General features: G+C 63.4%; 17 protein-coding genes. 10 read left to right on the top strand and 7 right to left on the bottom strand.

Annotated elements, in window-relative coordinates; all coding sequences use genetic code 11:
• The first annotated feature begins 17 nt into the window (after positions 1 to 17).
• Positions 18 to 1,037: an aldo/keto reductase gene (locus QRN59_RS06655; protein ID WP_284981714.1), complete on the top strand. Its 1,020-nt coding sequence runs from the start codon at positions 18 to 20 to the stop codon at positions 1,035 to 1,037.
• On the opposite strand, the gene QRN59_RS06650 is transcribed toward QRN59_RS06655, so the two are convergent.
• On the bottom strand, positions 995 to 2,035 hold the full coding sequence (locus QRN59_RS06650; RefSeq protein WP_284981713.1) for an NAD(P)/FAD-dependent oxidoreductase: 1,041 nt from the start codon (positions 2,033 to 2,035) through the stop codon (positions 995 to 997). The genes QRN59_RS06655 and QRN59_RS06650 overlap by 43 nt on opposite strands.
• 121 nt (positions 2,036 to 2,156) lie before the next feature.
• Between QRN59_RS06650 and QRN59_RS06645 the strand changes: the two genes are divergently transcribed.
• On the top strand, positions 2,157 to 2,741 hold the full coding sequence (locus QRN59_RS06645; protein ID WP_234753589.1) for a helix-turn-helix domain-containing protein: 585 nt from the start codon (positions 2,157 to 2,159) through the stop codon (positions 2,739 to 2,741).
• 110 nt (positions 2,742 to 2,851) lie between these two features.
• Here the strand turns inward: QRN59_RS06645 and QRN59_RS06640 are convergent, their stop codons facing one another.
• Positions 2,852 to 3,175, bottom strand: coding sequence for a MerR family transcriptional regulator (locus QRN59_RS06640; protein WP_284981712.1), 324 nt, complete (start codon positions 3,173 to 3,175; stop codon positions 2,852 to 2,854).
• 133 nt (positions 3,176 to 3,308) lie between these two features.
• Here QRN59_RS06640 and QRN59_RS06635 point away from each other — a divergent pair, with 133 nt between their 5' ends.
• From QRN59_RS06635 to QRN59_RS06625, 3 genes are all read left to right on the top strand, one after another.
• Entirely contained in the window at positions 3,309 to 3,734 is a 426-nt protein-coding gene (locus QRN59_RS06635; RefSeq protein WP_028266917.1) for an Hsp20/alpha crystallin family protein, read from the top strand.
• Between the two features lie 200 nt (positions 3,735 to 3,934).
• Positions 3,935 to 4,390 (top strand): J domain-containing protein, encoded by a 456-nt coding sequence (locus QRN59_RS06630; RefSeq protein WP_284981711.1) that lies wholly within the window; start codon positions 3,935 to 3,937, stop codon positions 4,388 to 4,390.
• A 33-nt stretch (positions 4,391 to 4,423) separates the two neighbouring features.
• Positions 4,424 to 4,798, top strand: coding sequence for a hypothetical protein (locus tag QRN59_RS06625; protein ID WP_284981710.1), 375 nt, complete (start codon positions 4,424 to 4,426; stop codon positions 4,796 to 4,798).
• 178 nt (positions 4,799 to 4,976) lie between these two features.
• Here the strand turns inward: QRN59_RS06625 and QRN59_RS06620 are convergent, their stop codons facing one another.
• Both QRN59_RS06620 and QRN59_RS06615 read right to left on the bottom strand, forming a co-directional pair.
• On the bottom strand, positions 4,977 to 5,996 hold the full coding sequence (locus QRN59_RS06620; RefSeq protein WP_284981709.1) for a DUF4386 domain-containing protein: 1,020 nt from the start codon (positions 5,994 to 5,996) through the stop codon (positions 4,977 to 4,979).
• 157 nt (positions 5,997 to 6,153) lie between these two features.
• On the bottom strand, positions 6,154 to 8,859 hold the full coding sequence (locus QRN59_RS06615; RefSeq protein WP_284981708.1) for a winged helix-turn-helix domain-containing protein: 2,706 nt from the start codon (positions 8,857 to 8,859) through the stop codon (positions 6,154 to 6,156).
• 309 nt (positions 8,860 to 9,168) lie between these two features.
• Between QRN59_RS06615 and QRN59_RS06610 the strand changes: the two genes are divergently transcribed.
• The 5 genes from QRN59_RS06610 (at position 9,169) to QRN59_RS06590 (ending at position 14,766) form a co-directional block, all read left to right on the top strand.
• A complete protein-coding gene (locus QRN59_RS06610; RefSeq protein WP_284981707.1) occupies positions 9,169 to 10,194 on the top strand; it encodes an NADPH:quinone reductase in 1,026 nt (341 codons plus the stop codon).
• 169 nt (positions 10,195 to 10,363) lie between these two features.
• Positions 10,364 to 13,063, top strand: a complete 2,700-nt coding sequence (gene mgtA, locus QRN59_RS06605) for a magnesium-translocating P-type ATPase (RefSeq protein WP_284981706.1) — start codon at positions 10,364 to 10,366, stop codon at positions 13,061 to 13,063.
• Between the two features lie 139 nt (positions 13,064 to 13,202).
• Entirely contained in the window at positions 13,203 to 13,652 is a 450-nt protein-coding gene (locus QRN59_RS06600) for a pyridoxamine 5'-phosphate oxidase family protein (protein WP_284981705.1), read from the top strand.
• A 180-nt stretch (positions 13,653 to 13,832) separates the two neighbouring features.
• Positions 13,833 to 14,276 (top strand): universal stress protein, encoded by a 444-nt coding sequence (locus QRN59_RS06595; protein ID WP_502871033.1) that lies wholly within the window; start codon positions 13,833 to 13,835, stop codon positions 14,274 to 14,276.
• A 46-nt stretch (positions 14,277 to 14,322) separates the two neighbouring features.
• Entirely contained in the window at positions 14,323 to 14,766 is a 444-nt protein-coding gene (locus QRN59_RS06590) for a pyridoxamine 5'-phosphate oxidase family protein (protein WP_284981703.1), read from the top strand.
• Here the strand turns inward: QRN59_RS06590 and QRN59_RS06585 are convergent.
• Genes QRN59_RS06585 through QRN59_RS06575 form a run of 3 tightly spaced genes read right to left on the bottom strand, consistent with a single transcriptional unit; the run spans position 14,758 to position 16,480 of the window.
• Positions 14,758 to 15,384 carry an STAS domain-containing protein gene (locus QRN59_RS06585; RefSeq protein WP_284981702.1) on the bottom strand — a complete coding sequence of 209 codons (627 nt, stop codon included), beginning with the start codon at positions 15,382 to 15,384 and terminating at the stop codon, positions 14,758 to 14,760. The two genes, QRN59_RS06590 and QRN59_RS06585, sit on opposite strands and share 9 nt — an antisense overlap.
• Positions 15,363 to 15,581: a SulP family inorganic anion transporter gene (locus tag QRN59_RS06580; RefSeq protein WP_284981701.1), complete on the bottom strand. Its 219-nt coding sequence runs from the start codon at positions 15,579 to 15,581 to the stop codon at positions 15,363 to 15,365. The genes QRN59_RS06585 and QRN59_RS06580 overlap by 22 nt, the downstream gene beginning before the upstream one ends.
• Before the next feature lie 35 nt (positions 15,582 to 15,616).
• Positions 15,617 to 16,480 carry a universal stress protein gene (locus QRN59_RS06575; protein ID WP_284981700.1) on the bottom strand — a complete coding sequence of 288 codons (864 nt, stop codon included), beginning with the start codon at positions 16,478 to 16,480 and terminating at the stop codon, positions 15,617 to 15,619.
• Positions 16,481 to 16,495: the final 15 nt, after the last annotated feature.

Genomic DNA, 16,495 nt, shown 5'->3' with positions numbered 1-16,495 from the left:
AAAGAGAAGGAACCAGCATGGAGTACCGTTCCCTTGGCTGCACGGGCGTGCAAGTCAGCCCCTTGTGCCTTGGCGCGATGATGTTCGGCCCTTGGGGCAACAACGCCACCGCCGACTCCGTCCGCATCATCCACCGAGCCCTCGACGCCGGCATCAACTTCATCGACACCGCCGACGTCTACTCAGGCGGGGCATCCGAGGAAATCGTCGGGCAGGCACTGGACGGGCGGCGTGATGACGTCTTCCTTGCCACGAAGTTCTTCATGCCCATGAACGAAGACGATCCCAACCAGCGCGGCGGATCCCGCCGCTGGATCATCCGCGAGGTCGAAAACTCCCTTCGCCGCCTGAACACCGACTACATCGACCTCTACCAAGTCCACCGCCCCAGCCCCGACACCGACGTCGAAGAAACCCTCGGCGCCCTCACCGACCTCATCCGCCAAGGCAAAGTCCGCTACATCGGCTCCTCCTCCTACTCCGGATCCCAGATCGTCGAAGCCCAGTGGGCATCCCGGGAACGGAACCTGGAGCGGTTCGTCACCGAGCAACCGCCGTATTCGATCCTGGTCCGCGGCATCGAAGAAGACATACTTCCAACGGTCCAACGCCACGGCATGGGCACCCTCACCTACAGTCCGCTCAGCGGCGGCTGGCTTTCAGGACGCTGGCGCAAAAACTCCGCGTCCACCCCCACCTCATCCGCGCGCCCGAGCGCCCGCTTCGACATGACAAGCCAAGCCAACCAGCGAAAACTCGACATCGTCGAAGAACTCGCCCGGCTCGCTGAACAAACCGGTATGACGCTCATCGAGCTGGCCATCGCGTTCGTGATCAACCACCCCGGCGTCACCTCCGCCATCGTCGGCCCACGCACCATGGAACAGCTCGAGTCCTACCTGCCCGCCGCGGACATCACACTGGGCACCGATGTGCTGGACCGCATCGACCAACTCGTCGCACCCGGCGTGACCGTCAACCCCGACGACAACAGCTACGGAGCCCACGAACTGACACCACTGGCACGACGACGGTGATGTGCATGACCCCGCACGATCGTAGAAACGGCTGCTTCAGAGGCCGCCGAGAAGGGGCCGAACCGCCCCTCAACGGCCCACCGGGTTTCTTCTTCTATCAAATCGGCGTTGATCCGTGCGCCGGTCATCACGCCCTCGGCCGCCGCGGTAATTACTTGGGCCATCAAATTTGAGACATTGCCCGCTGCATACACGCCCTGGACGGCAGTCGCACCCGCAGCATCGGTCTCGATAAACCGCCCCACCCCCATGGGGTGCACCTGGGTACTTAGCCCGAGTGATTCCAAGAGGGCGGACCTGGCCTCCATCCGTGTACTGACAGCCACGGCCTGTATGTCGAACGAAGAGCCCTGGCGGAGCGTGAGACCCGTGAGGACCCCGTTGACAGCGTCCACTGAGGCCACTGCGCCGTCGACGACTGTTACGGACCGGGCATTGAGCCTGTCCCACTCTTCCTCGGTGGGTTCCACGGTGTCATTGCGGAAAAGGATGATATTCGGGGACCACTGTCTGAACAACAGTGCCTGATGGACAGACATCGGACCGGTGCCCAGCACGCCAATCCGTTTCCCGCGGATTTCCCATCCATGGCAGTAGGGGCAATGCACAACACCCTTTCCCCATTGCTCCTGCAGTCCGTCGATGGGAGGCAGCCCGTCAGTCAAACCAGTGGTCATCAGCAGGCGCCTGGCGGAGAACCGGCGGGCATCTCCGAGCATCACCTCGAATCCATCGGTGGTCTGCCGTGCCGAAACGGCTTCGCCGTCAATGATCTTTGCTCCATAGGAGAGGACTTCGCTACGTCCGATGGAGAGGAGTTCCCGCGGACTCATACCGTCCCTCGAAAGATAACCGTGCACCCCAGTCGCGGGTGCGTTTCGTGGTACTCCGGAATCGATGACCAGCACCGAGCGCAGTGCGCGGCTCAGCGTCGTGGCCGCGCTGAGCCCCGCAGCGCCGCCCCCGATAATCACAACGTCATACCGTGTGGTGTCCATAATGATTTGCCCTTCTTTGTGTCCTGAAAGTCCGCCGTCAGTGTCCTTGGGTGGTACCACCAGCTTTCATCCCATGCGGCGAAGCTGGCAAACCAGTTTGCTGTTATGGCAAACTGAGGGTATGGCAAATGAGCTTGATGATGTTCTCGGGGCTGTGGGGCCCCGGCTTCGGGCACTCCGGACGGAGCGGGATCTCACCCTCGGAGAGGTGTCCTCTGCATCCGGAGTGTCGGTGAGTACCCTGTCCCGCCTGGAATCCGGCCAACGCAGGCCAAACCTCGAAATTCTGCTGCCCCTAGCGAGGTTGTACGGTGTTCCTCTTGATGATCTGGTGGGTGCCCCGCCCACCGGGGATCCGAGAATTCACCTGCGTCCGATCACCCATGGCGGCATGACGGCTGTTCCCCTCACGCGCCGGCCGGGTGGTTTGCAGGCCTTCAAGATGGTGCTCGCCGGTGATGCCCGCGGTGCCGAGCCCGATCCGCGAGTTCACGAAGGCTACGAATGGCTCTACATCCTCAACGGACGGCTGCGACTGGTGCTGGGCGACAATGACTTTGAACTCCGTGCCGGCGAAGCCGCGGAATTCGACACCCGCACACCGCACTGGTTCGCCAGCGCCGACGGGAAACCCGTCGAATTCATCAGTTTGTTTGGACAGCAGGGCGAACGGATGCACGTACGCGCCCGGCCCAAGCCCGCATAGCGACAGAGGCGCGGTCCGCCAGGCAGTCTCTCTTTCCGACATGGGGAGTGAGTCAAAGTCCGCCTTGCTCGGAGCCACCCCCGCCGGATGCACGCTTTCCAGGGGAAGAGTCATCCTCTCCTGACCGGGTGCCGCGCGGTGTCCCGCGGGGCGTTCGCGGACCTGAGTGCGCCTTCGAGACGCCGGTTGTCGGCCTCGAGGAGCAGGACCATCCGGATGCCCGCGAGGTTCAATCCCAAGTCCAGAAGCTCTCCGATCCGGCGCAATATCACCAGATCGTCCTCGCTGTACTGCCGGGTGCCGCCAAGGGTCCTGCCCGGTTCCAGCAAGCCCTTGCGTTCATACAAGCGGAGGTTCTGCTGTCCCGTCCCCACCAGCTCGGCCGCAACGGAAATCGCGTATACACCCCTCCCTCGGTCCTCGGCCTGGCCCATCGAGTCCCTCCAAATCCAGCCAAAATCAGGCTTGCCCTTACCTAGTCGCAGTGCTATAAGAAATATATACCAGCCACCATAGATCGGCTGGGTTGACAACAAAAAAGCTGCGATCTGCAAGGAGTGACACACCATGCTGATGCGAACCGATCCGTTCCGTGAATTCGACCGGCTGGCCGAACAAGTGCTCGGCACCACGGCGAGGCCGGCGGCCATGCCGATGGATGCCTGGCGGGAAGGCGAGGACTTCGTGGTCGCCTTCGACCTCCCCGGAGTCACCGTCGACTCGGTGGACATCGACGTCGAACGCAACGTGCTGACCGTCAAGGCCGAGCGCCCGGACCCCGTCGGCGAGGGCACGGAAATGATTGCCTCCGAACGCCCGCGCGGCGTCTTCAGCCGCCAGCTCATCCTCGGGGATGCGCTGGACACGAACGGGGTCAAGGCGAGCTACGACGCAGGAGTCCTGACCCTGCGGATTCCGGTGGCGGAAAAAGCAAAGCCGCGCCGCATCGAAATTGAAACCGCCGGAAAACAGCGCCAGGAAATCAGCGCCTGAACATCGGCGCAGCCTCCCGGACCGGGAGCACCCCAGCGGTCCGTCATGCAGAGAGGGCGGTCGAGTTCACAGACCACGCCACAGCGCAGCCAGCGCAAGGATGACGGGGCCCCGAGGATGACTCCCGCAACGATGGTCCCCGGTCGAGCGGACCGGGGACCATCCCCGTCCCCCACCCACGAGAACACGGCACGGCCACGATGAAGAGCAACGGCCCCGATCCTTACGACATCCTGCATATCGCCACGACCGCCACCGCGCGTGAGGTGGCCCAGGCCTACCGCACGCTCATCCGCGGCCGGCACCCGGACACCCGGCCTGCCCGCGAACACCACGCCGACCCCGGCACGGCGGCGCCGGAGCTGCAGGAAGAGCTCCAGGAGCTCCGCGACATCATGGCCGCCTACGCCATCCTCGGCAACCCGGAAAAGCGGGCGGCCTACGACCGGGAGCACCCGCGTCCGGCCGCACGTCCCAAGCCCCAGCGGCCGGACGACTCCCCCTCGACGACACCGGCGCAGCTGCTTCCCGCCGCCTCGATGCTGATCGGACCGGTCATCTGGGAGGCGCCCGACGGACGGCCCCCTGGAATGCCGGACCGGCAAGGTTCATATCCTCCAACCGGCTACACGCTGATCTGCTGGATCCGGCGTTGAGAGCCGAAAACCACGCAATCGCAAGGAGCCTCCATGAGTGCCTGGCGCCAGTACGACAACCAATTGATGCCGGCGTTCTACGAACGCTTCGAAAAACGATGGGGCAAAGGAACAGCGCCCTTCCTTGACCCCGAAACCCACGAACAACCCATGCCCCGGGCCCAATGGATCAACGCGGATACCGGCGCCGCCGTGGCGGTCGTGCCCATCTGGACCGAGGACCCCCAGCACCGCTCGTTCGGGGTCTTCTACCTGCCCCCGGCCGGCGACATCTGGGTCCTGAGGCCCGGCTACACGAACTACCTCGAAACCGACATCAGGAATGCGGAGCAAGCCACCCTACGCAACGACGCATTCCGAAAAGCCGTCGCTCACGCCAAAGAGTTCATCTACGGAACCCAGCCCTGAATACCGTGCTAGACAACACCCGGACCGCAAGGTCAATCACCCGTCTTCTACGGGCTCTACGTCAGCTGGTGCTCCCTGAACCGCAAAGTCCCCCTCCCCGACCAGGCTTTCCGCACCGCGATATGTCCCGCGGCCGGGCTGGCCGCGGGACATACGCCGGGGGTTTGTGGGTGGTTCCTCAGATGGTGCGTACTTGCCCGGTGGTGATGGGCGACGGCCTGAAGCCCTTGACCGCCATCCAGACGCCCAGCGACAACTCCCAAACGAAGATCGGCAAGGTTGCGAGTCCCGACCACAGCGAGATCCCTTGGTTGATACCGAACATCGTTGAGATCGTCGACGAAAGCAGCAGCGGGCCGCCGATGAGTCCAAGCAGGGGAATGACACGCGGCACGAGTCCCGAACGGTACATCAGGTACCCGAGCAGCAGCCCGCTAACCCCTGGAACCAGGCTCGGCCCGAGAATGAACGTCCAGCCACGCACCGCCACGAGCGCCTGGCCCACGGGAACCAAGGCCGGGTCCGCTCCGCCGTTCTGGCGCAAAGTGACCACACCGAGGAGACTGACGACGCCGATCACGATGACCGCGGCTTCAAACATCCGGGCGGTGACGAAGCCGAGCGCAATGCCCTCGTTCTGCCGTTTGATGACAGGAAACAGTGCGACGGCGGTGCCCACGGCGGAAACTGCGTTGACGAGATCGAGGAGGCAGCCGAGGATGACGGTCGAGTCGGCACCGGGGCCCGTGATGTAGTGCGGATCGTTCAGGACGGGGGAAATCAGGAACAACGCCGGGATCGAGCTGACGAAGGTGACGAGGTACAGGATCCCTGCGACCATCGCGGTCTTCCGCAGCGGGTCCATCCGGACATGCCCAGTTGTCGGGGTTTGGGTTGTGGTTTTCATGGTGTGGTCCTTCTTGGGGGTGAAGATGCGAGTGTTCGACGCCGGCTGGCTGTCCGTGGTTCCGATTTGGGTGATTGCCAAGAGCGGCAGTGCCAAGTCCTGGAGCTTTTGCAGCAGACCGTGGAGCGCGGCTTGGTCGACGTTCCGGGTGCGGATGACGGTGGTTCCGTCGTGTTCGTTGGTGAGGCTCAGTCCTTCGAACCAAGCGGCCCAGCGGGAATCAAGATGGCCTTTGACGCGGACTTCGTATTCGACCGGCGTGTCGTCCCGGCCTACCGATCTCGCGTTCATCGCCCCTCCTTCTGCCTTAGTGGATTTCAGCCGCCTTCGCGGATGACTTCCTTTAGCTTTGAAGGTAGAAGGAGATGTGGTGAGCAGGGATCACCACATCTGGTGATTGATGTGGTGATCTTTTCGGAAGAAGTGCCGGGCGAACCGCTGGCCTGGATTAGCGATCGTCGCGCCTTCGCGACAAGAGATCGAGCTCTTCGGCCCGGCGGACGGCCGAGCGGCGATTGTTCGCGCCGAGCTTGGCGTAGATGTTCTTGGTGTGTGTCCGGAGGGTGTTGAGGGAGACCACCAATTCGCGCGCGATGTCCGGGCCGTCCAGCTCCGAGGAAAGAAGCCGAAGCACTTGCAGCTCGCGTTCGCTCAGGGGCTCGAGTAAGCGTTGCTGTGCCGGGGTACCTTGGGCCTCGGTCCAGTGCGTTTCGGTCCCGAACGACTCCAGGAGCCGGTCTACGTAGTCCGGCGCGCTTCCCCGCTTCGCGAGCGCCTCCAGCAAGTTGGCCAAAGCCTGCCCCTCATCGACGAACACTGAGACGTAGCCCTCTGGTTCGGCGAGAGCTACCGCACGTTGCAGCGCTGCCAGCGCCGCGCCGTCGTCCGCTACTTTTTGGAGGGCAAGCGCCATAAGAACCAGAAGTTCGACGACGGTCCCCGTCCTGCCACCCTCTTCCGCGGCCCGAAGAAGACGGCCAAGCAGCGCGATCGCCCGTCCGGCAGAGTCATCCGACGGTTCCCTGTGCTGGGAGAGGAGTGCCTTGGCCAAGGTGATGTGCTCGAACTCCTTCAGGTAGGAGAGCTCATCTTCGTCGGAAATGCCTCGCTCACGCGCCCAGCGGAGAGCGTCGGACGTCCTTCCGTGCGAGATCCACATCCTCGCCCGCACGGCCGCGACCGGATGCACCTCGGGAAAGAAGTCGCCGACGTAGAGGCGCTCCGCCTCGTCGAGTTGCTCAAGCGCGCCGCCCACGTCCCCTTCCGATTGGAGGACCCGGGCCATCGCGACCCGCGAGCGATACGGGTGTTGGGGCAGCGCGGCATCCTCGCCGAGCTTCTGGCTGGTCAGCAGGTGCTTCCTTGCGGCCTCACGTTCGCCACGCTCAAGAAGAAGCATGCTCATTCCTACGTGCATGTCGGCCGTTCCGCGGAGTATGTGCGCCGAGTGCCTGCCCGCGACCTCGAGACCCCGCTCGTAGATGGCCATTGCGTCGCGGAGCCGGCCCTGGGTAATCCGGATGTCGGCTAAGGCGATAGAGCAACCGAGCATGTCCGAGTAGTGCCCTGCCCGTTCAAGGTTGGAATATGAATCGGACCACAGGCCGTACGCTACGCCCAGTTCGCCGTTCGTCCAGTAGCCGAGCGCCAACAGCCCGGATGCCGCTCCGCGTTCAAGATGATCGTCCTTCCCGACAAGGCCGAGCGCGGTAGTCGCGTGCGTCATCGCCCCGGCGGTGTCCCCGACTGCGAGAGCCTGCGCTGCACGGTAGATCGCAATCGAACTGGTGAGGTTCCCGCCGTCGCCGCCTTCCGCCGTCGTACCCGCCCACTGCTCTGCCTCCTCGAGCCGGGCGTCGACGCCGGTGAGCTCGCCGCTTGCGAGGAGCGCCCCGGCGTAGGCAACGCCCAGCCCGGGCCGCGCGTGTATCAGCTCGCCGGGGAGTGCTTTGAGCCAGCGGCTCAGCGTGGCTTCCTGGCGGTCCTTGCGCATGGCGGGGATCGCGATCTCGATCAGGTCCGCGGCCCGCTCGAAGTCCTTGCCGGCCATTGTGTGGCGGATAGCTTCGGGGATGTCGCCGCTTTGTTCGTGCCAGAGGCTTGCGCGCTCGTGCAGTTCGCCAATGCAGCCCGGCTGCTCGTCCATGAGTCGCGCCCGTAGCACGTCGGCGAAGAGGTGGTGATAGCGGTACCACCAGCGGCGGTCATCTAGTGGAACCACAAACAGGTTCCCTCGATCGATCGACTCGAGCATTGCTTTTCCGGTGTTTTGGCCGGTCACGGCGTCGCAGAGTGGGCCGTTGAGCCGGCTCAGGATCGAGGTTTGCAGCAGGAAGTTCCGGACGTCGTCGGACTGGCGCTGAAGTACCTCTTCCGCGAGGTAATCGACGATGTAGCGGTCATCACCTGCGAAGCCTGCGATGAAGCCAGCGACGTCCTCCCTTCCCTGCATCGAGAGCGCCGCCAATTGGAGCGCGGCGATCCAGCCCTCGGCCCGACCTTCGAGGGCGGCGATATCCCGCGCGTTGAGACTCAGTCCCATCACGCCGTTGAAGTAGGCGGCAGCTTCCTCCGGGGTGAAGCGGAGATCGGCGGCACGGATCTCGAGGAGCCTGCCACGTGCTCTGAGTCGCGGGAGTGGCAAAGCCGGATCGGCACGGCTCGCGATGACCAGCTGTAGCTGCGCAGGCAGGTTCTCGACGAGAAAGGCCAGCCCCTCCTGCACATCCTGACTCTCAATGACGTGATAATCGTCGAGCACCAAGACAAATCTGTCCGGGACTGCCTGCAACTCGTTGATCAGGGTGGTCAGGAAGTCTTCAGTGCTCGATTGCGGGGATCGGAGTATTGCGAGTGCTTTGGCGCCAAGACCGTTCGATGCCTTGTCCAGCGCAGCTACAACGTAGGTCCAGAACAGCGTGGGATCGTTGTCCCGCTGGTCGAGCGAGAGCCAGGCGAGCGAGCGGCCATTTGCGGGTGCTTCTGCCAGCCACTCGATCAGCACCGTCGTTTTCCCGAAGCCGGCGGGGGCTGAGACGAGGATCAGCGTTTGCTCGTCGGCCTGGCTCAGACGGTCGCTGAGCCTGCGGCGCGTCACGAGCGCGCGACGTAGTCCGGGAATGTGCAGTTTGGTCTCGAGCAATGGACCCGCCATCACGGACCTCCCTCGACAGCCGGTCACCTCGCGTCGGCCCGGGTGATCCCAGTCTAGTGCCGTGAATGTTGCTGTCGATCATGGTTGCCCTCCGCTGCCAAGGCTAAAAAGCCACCTGGGGCAAGAAGACGCGGAGTTTCCGCGGGATCAGAGGACGATTGAATCCTGATCACCGAATGCCATCATTTCCGGCCCCCGTGGATGTACTTGTCATCATGAAGAACGTCACGGCCATAATGGCGGAAGGAGAGCCTCTGGTTCTCGCGACGCACTCTCTTCCCCTATAAATTCCAAAGAATAGGAGTAACAGTGAAAGCCATCGTGTACGAAAGCACAGGTCCGTCGTCGGTGCTGGTACTGCAGGACAGGCCGCTAACATCACCGGGACCCGGCCAGGTCAGAGTCCGGGTGGTGGTGTCCGGAGTCAATCCCACCGACTGGAAGTCCCGGGCCGGCAGCGGGACCGGAAGCAAGCTGGAGGCACCAAAGGTGCCCAACCAAGATGGCGCCGGCGTTATCGACGAGCTCGGACCCGGCGTGACGGGACTGTCCATCGGGGATCGAGTTTGGCTGTGGGACGTTGCCTGGGGCAGCACCGAGGGCACAGCCCAGGAGTATGTGGTGGTGCCGGCCGCGCAGGCCGTTGCACTTCCGGACACGGAATCCTTCGACACGGGCGCATCCCTGGGGATTCCGGCGTTGACGGCGCATCGTGCGCTGACCTCCAAGCAAGACGGGCCGGCCAGGCTCTCTCCCGGATCTTTGGAAGGGCAGGTGGTGCTTGTCACCGGAGGCGCGGGGGCGGTCGGGCACGCTGCCATTCAGCTCGCCCGCTGGGCGGGAGCAACCGTCATCACAACCGTGAGCGGGGAAAGGAAGGGTGAACTTGCCCGCCAGGCCGGCGCACACTACGTGATCAACTACCGCACCGACAATGTTCCGCAGGCAGTATCACGAGTGGCCCCCACCGGCGTTGATACGATCGTCGATGTCAACGCTCCGGCGAACATCGGCACTGACCTCGCGGTGCTGAAGCCCGGCGGAACCATTTCCATTTATGCTGCTGCACCCGGTGAATCCTTGGCCATTCCCATTCGCGAGAGCATGGCAAAGAACGTTCAATACCAGTTCGTCCTCACGTACACCGTTACGGATCAGCAAAAGACGGCGGCCGTCGACGCCGTCACCGAAGCACTCAAAGCAGGGGCATTGCGCGTCGGCAATGAACACGGGCTCCCCCTGATCCGCTTTCAACTCGATGAAACCGCGGCAGCGCACGACGCCGTGGAGCAAGGCACCGTCGGAAAGATCCTGATCGACGTGTCCGCGCCCTGAGCTCGCGGTCGAATTCGAGTCCGATCGAACGGGCCATAAGTATCACTCGCCTTGTTGTCCCGGTTGCACGTACATCAGGTACGTCAAGTACGTCCACAAACAACCAGCCCCGAGCCGTACCCTTATCCCAGGGGCGACTCCCTCAGGCTTGCATTCGAACGGATACCGCATGTCAGATCTCAACGTCCGGGAGCGGCACTCCACGCAGCTGCCGATCACCGATGCCGCGTGCCTCCAGCCGGACGAAGTGCTGGATCACCTGGGCTCCAGGCCGGCAGGCCTGACCAACCAAGAAGCCGCGGCGCGTCTGGCCGAACTCGGCCCGAACGCCGTGCGGACGCACCGGGCCAATGGATGGGCGGTGTTGGGCCGGCAGTTCGCCAGCCCCATCCTTATCTTGCTGATCATCACGGCCGGCCTGTCCCTCTTTCTGGGCGATGCCACGAATTCGATCGTGATCGGTGTGATCCTGCTCGTCAGTGTGGGCTTGGGCTTCACCAACGAATTCCGTGCCGAACGTGCCTCGGAAGCCTTGCATTCCCGGGTGACCCACCGCGCCGTCGTGCTGCGCGACGGGACCACGCAGGACGTGGACGTGACCGCCCTGGTGCCGGGCGACGTCGTACATTTGAGTCTTGGCGCCATCATCCCCGCCGACATCCGCCTCCTGAGCACCAAGAACCTCCTCTGCGACGAAAGCATCCTGACGGGAGAGTCCCTGCCCGCCGGCAAGGAGCCGGCCCCGGTGGCGCCCGGGTCGGCGCTGGGCGACCTCGCATCCTGCGTTTTCATGGGAACCGTCATCCAGTCCGGAGGCTGCACCGGCGTGGTGGTGGCCACCGGCGGCCGCGCCGAATTCGGCCGTATCGCGCTGGGCCTGGGAGAACGGCAGCCCCAAACCGAATTCCAGCTCGGGCTGAAGAGGTTCTCGTTCCTTCTTCTGCAGGTGGCCATCGGGCTCACCACGCTGATCTTCATCGCCAACCTGCTGCTGCACCGCCCGCTCATCGAGTCGCTGCTGTTCTCCCTGGCAATCGCCGTCGGCATCACGCCGCAGCTGCTGCCCGCCGTCGTGAGCACCAGCCTCGCCACGGGCACGCGCCAGCTGGCCCGGCGGAAAGTCCTGGTCAAGAGGCTCGTCTGCATTGAGGACTTGGGCGACATGGACATCCTGGTCACCGACAAGACCGGCACCCTCACTGAGGGCCGGATCAGTTTCACCGGCGCGCTGCCCGCCTCCCCGGACGTGTCCGACGTCGAACTCCTCACCTTGGGTCTGCTGGCCACCGAAACCGACTACGCCGAGGCCAAACAATCCACGGCCGGGCAGAACCCGCTCGATGCCGCATTGTGGGAAAGTGCGGGTGCGGCAGTCTTTGATCCCGCCCGCTTCGAGCGCCTCGACCTGATCGACTTCGACCACCAGCGCCGCCGCACCAGCGTGCTGTTGCGGGATGCCGGCGGCCCGGCACGCATGGTCACCAAGGGCGCCCCCGAAGATGTGCTCGCCCTGTGCGGGCCGACCCCGGCCAGCGTGCAGGCCATGCTGGACGAACAGTTCGACGCCGGATCGCGGGTCGTGGCGGTGGCCACCCGCCCGGCGTCCGGGCTGAGTCGCATCAGTCCCGATGATGAAAAGAACCTCGTCCTTGCAGGCTTCCTCGTTTTCCTCGACAGGCCCAAGGCAAACGCGAAAGCGTCCCTGGACCAACTGGCCACGCTGGGCATCTCCGTGAAGATCGCTACCGGGGACAACGCCAAAGTCGCCGAAAAGGTGTGCTCCGAGCTCGGTGTGGTTTCCGGCGGAACCCTTACCGGCGCGGACGTGGACGCCCTGTCCGATGCCGAGCTGGCCGCCATCGCCCGGGAAGCGACCATCTTCGCCCGCGTCTCGCCCGAGCAGAAAGCCCGCATCATCACGCTGCTGCGCCGGAGCGGCGGGGCGGTGGGATTCATGGGCGACGGCGTCAATGACGCCCTGGCCCTTCACAAGGCCGACATCGGGATCTCCGTGGACAGCGCCACCGACGTCGCCAAAGACGCAGCCGATGTGGTGCTGATGGATAAGGATTTGGGCGTCCTGGCCGAAGGCGTGATGGAGGGCCGGCGGATCTTCGCGAACACCATCAAGTACGTGCTGATGGGAACATCCAGCAACTTCGGCAATATGTTCAGCGCGGCCACGGCGTCGGTGGTGCTGAGCTTCCTGCCCATGCTGCCCGGGCAGATCCTGCTCAACAACCTGCTCTACGACAGCGGCCAGTTGGCCATCCCGGGCGACCGCGTGGACAAGGAACAGCTGCTGGCACCCTCGCACTGGAACATCGCGTTCATCCGGCGATTCATGTTCCTCTTCGGGCCGATTAGCTCAATCTTCGACTTTGCGACCTTCGCCCTCATGCTGTTCGTCTTCAACGCCGTCCCGGGAGAGTTCCGGGCGGGCTGGTTCATCGAATCCATCGCCACGCAGACACTCATTATTTTCGCCATCAGGACCAGGCGAGTGCCGTTCCTGCGAAGCCGTCCATCGCTTGGCCTGTTGAGTGCATCCTTGGGCGTGGTGGCCGCGGGGATCTTTCTGCCGTTGTCACCGCTTGCGGGCCTGTTGGGCTTCGATCCTTTGCCGGTGCCGTTCTTCCTGTCACTACTGGGAATGATCGTGTTCTACATGGTCTTGGTGGAATTCGCGAAGCAGTGGTTCTTCGCCCGGGCCGCTCAGCAGTTGCCAGGCGTGCCGACGCCCGTCCGCCGTCGCCCGGAAACCCACCACATCTCCCGCCGCGCCGCCCGCTTCAGCGCGCCGGTTGCCGCGGTTGTGCCCGGGCGCCTTGCCCGTCCAGCTCGCCGGCGACGCAAGGTGACGGCCTAGCTCTCGTTCGAACCCCCGGAAGGCGTCACGCTGCTCGAACGGGCGCCATGCCCTCGCCGGTCTTCGGCAACCACCCTCTTCTTGATGTCACCCGTTGCTCCTCTACTACCGATTGCGCCAGCTCGGTAGGCTCAGCTTCATGGAGAATTCAGAGTCGAGGCCGGACACCGAAGAGCTTAGTGTTCATGAGTGCTGGAAGTACCTTCGTTCTTCCTCCGTCGGTAGGGTTGCGGTCGTCAGCGGCGACAGCCCGGAGATCTTCCCTATCAACTACATGCCTGACGAGGGGACAGTAATCTTTCGGACAGGACCCGGTACCAAACTGGATGCAGTCCTGGCCGGCCAAACGATCGCGCTAGAAGCCGATGGTTTCAACACCTACGGCACAATTGCATGGAGCGTAATCGTCAAGGGACATGCAGAAATTGTCTCGGTCGACGAAGAACTGCAGGCATTTGCCGCAATGGAACTCTCCCCGTGGGAGCCCGGGGCCAAAGACCACCTGATCCGGGTAACGCCGGCGGAAATGAGCGGCCGCAGGTTCGTGATCAGCCCACCATCCCGATGGTGGCCCCCACGGGATTCCTGACAGCCGGGGATCGATCGGAATTCCGTTACGGCTCCTTTGTTCGCAGGCTTCCTCTGCCCGACAGAGGTCGGGGGCGGAGCGGGCCAAAGGCACGGCTGTGACTTTCGGCCCTACAACCCATGACAGCCACGGGTGACGCTAGCAGGGTACGGAGTCACCCTTATCGCGGGGAGGAAAGTCATGGGCGTGGAAGCATCCAGAGCAAGGATCGTTGTTGGTGTCGATGGATCGGAAGCCTCCATCGAGGCATTGCGGCAGGCCCAGAGCCTTGCAGTGCCATTGGGAGCGCAAGTCATGGCTGTTGCTTACTGGGAGTTCCCTCAGGTCTATGGCGGCTACGTGGCCATGGGTATCGATAACTTCGAGGAAGCTGCCGGACAGGTACTCAAGGAGTCTTTGGATAAAGCGTTCGGTCCGGAATTGCCGGACAACGTCGTCTCGCGCGTTGTCCGTGGTCACGCGCGGGAATCCCTTATTGAGGCTAGCCGGGAAGCGGACATGATCGTCCTCGGCAGGCGTGGCCACGGAGGATTTGGCGGACTGCTGCTCGGGTCGGTGAGTTCAGCCTGCGTAGCCCACGCCCACTGCCCGGTCCTTGTGGTCCACGCTCCGGAAAATAGTTGAACGACATTCAAACGTGACACGCGGAATCCGTCCCGAGGAGAAACAAATGTCCCTTTCCAACATGGAACCCAGCCGCATTGACAGTGCCCGACACGTCACGGAGGAGCTTAGCGAGGAGCGGTGCTGGGAGCTGTTGTGCTCGCAGGACACAGGCCGCTTCGGCTTCAACTACAAGAACAGAGTGATGATCCTCCCCGTCAACTACTTCGTCCACGACAAAGCGATCTACTTCCGCACCTCCGCTGCCGGGACCATCGGCGACGCAGTACCTCGCCTCAGCTCATCGTTCGAGATTGATGAGGCGCGGCCCGATCGAAGCGAAGGGTGGTCGGTCCTTGTCAGTGGCCCCTCCTCGCATGTGGAGGAACCGGAACTGTTGACCTATCTTTGGGGACAGGTCATGGAAGAACCTTGGGCCGGCGGGGCAAGGAACGACTTCATCCGGATCCACGCAGCCGTGGTGACAGGTCGCCACGTCCACCTAGCCTGAGTCCGGGTCTTGGCGCCAGGCGTCGACCGCGCTCTCCAATGTCGGATAGTGCCGGGCTTGCCCGAGTCGGGTTTCTGGCCCGAATCTCGCGAGTTTGTCTTTGATGGGCCCTTTGATTTCAGCAAATACCAGCACCGTTCCCTGTGCGTGAAGGTATTCATCGAGCTGGACGAGTTGTTCGACGGCTGTACTGTCGATTCCCGTAATGGCTTCCGCCGCAACAATGACACACCGGACCGGGACCGGAGACCGGTCCACAAGTAGACGGACATGGTCAACGAATACTTGGCCGTTGGCGAAGAAGAGCGGGGCGTCGAAACGCACAATCGTCAGGCCTGGAATCCTCGTGCCGTCGGGGTGGCGGGTTACGTCGTGAAATCCCGGGACGCCTTCCACCAGCACCAACTCGGCGGGTCCTGCCAGGGCGGCGATGTCTTCTGCGCCCAGCCGGTCGAGTGCGGGGGCCGGCCAACCGGAAGGGAGGGCACCGACCATGGAGACAGTTCCCTCGAGGCGAAACAGGAACCCTGCCAGGATAGACCCGGCAACGGCACCGAGCACTGCGAGCATGCGCCAACGGGGCGAAGACCCGGATGTCACGACACGAAAGGCAAGCACGCATAGAGGAGAAGCGCGGTGATGGAAGCGTACAAGCCGGCAACCGCCGGCAGCCCGGCGGCAAGTGAGTACGCCATCCCGGCGGGGACCAACAGCACACACAGCGAGGCGCCGGCACCCAGGTCCGCGAGCAGGGACCTCAGGTCAGTGGAACGGTGTCCGGCGATGAATCGGCGTTCGCCGGCGCCATCGGTCATCTCACGCCGATCCTCCCCGGAAGGAACCCCTCCCTCTATTTTGTGTTCTTGACCCGGCGCACCCGTGTGATGATCGTCCGGCAGGGCAACTGGGCAAGGACAGCGTGGGCGGTTGAACCCAGCAGGAGCCGCTTGATTCCGCCTCTGCCGCGGCTGCCGAGGACCAGCAACTTCGCCTTCGATGCTGCTTCGGTGAGGGCTTGGGCTGGTGGATCGGTGGCCAGGACTTTGTGGACGACGAGGTCGGGATACTTTTCCGCCAGGCCCGCAATTGTTTCGGCAAGGACCAACCGTTCTTCTTCCATGAATTGTTCGACGAAGCTGCCCTCAGGCAACCCCTTTTGCAACCAGGATCCGGGCATCGGGTAGGCGTGCAGCACGGTCAGTTCCTGTCCTTCGCGGTCTGCCTCGGCTGCAGCGAAGGCTACGGCTTGTGTTGATTCCTCCGAACCGTCGACTCCGACGATGACTCCCCGGCGGTTGTTCAGCTGGTCTTCGCCGACGACGGCCACGGGACATAGCGCCACGGAAGCGATCTGCAGGGCCCGGTCGGTGAGCCGGCCTCCGGTCCTGACATGGGTCCCGGATCCGATGACCACCAGGGAGGCCTTCTTAGACCTTTTGCGAAGGGCATACCCTGCGGTGCCCGAGATCAATGCCGTTCGAACATCAACGGTCGGTTCCACCCCGGCTGCGCGGGCTTTGGCCGTGCCCAGAAGTTTTGTTGCTGCCTTGCTGGCCATCTCGTTGTAGACAAAGGATTCGGACATCCATCTGTCATCCACGGCGTGCACGAGCACTACAGGCAGTTTCAGTGCCGCGGCCCGATGCATCGCCCACGTCACTGCTGCTTCATTGGCCCCGGAATCGTTGATGCCGACGACTATTGGTTCTTTCATGACATGTCCGCTCTT

It is taken from the genome of Arthrobacter sp. efr-133-TYG-118 (assembly GCF_030209755.1).
Lineage (GTDB): Bacteria > Actinomycetota > Actinomycetes > Actinomycetales > Micrococcaceae > Arthrobacter.
Note: the sequence above shows the minus strand (reverse complement) of the source record. Positions and strands in the feature narration are given on the sequence as shown.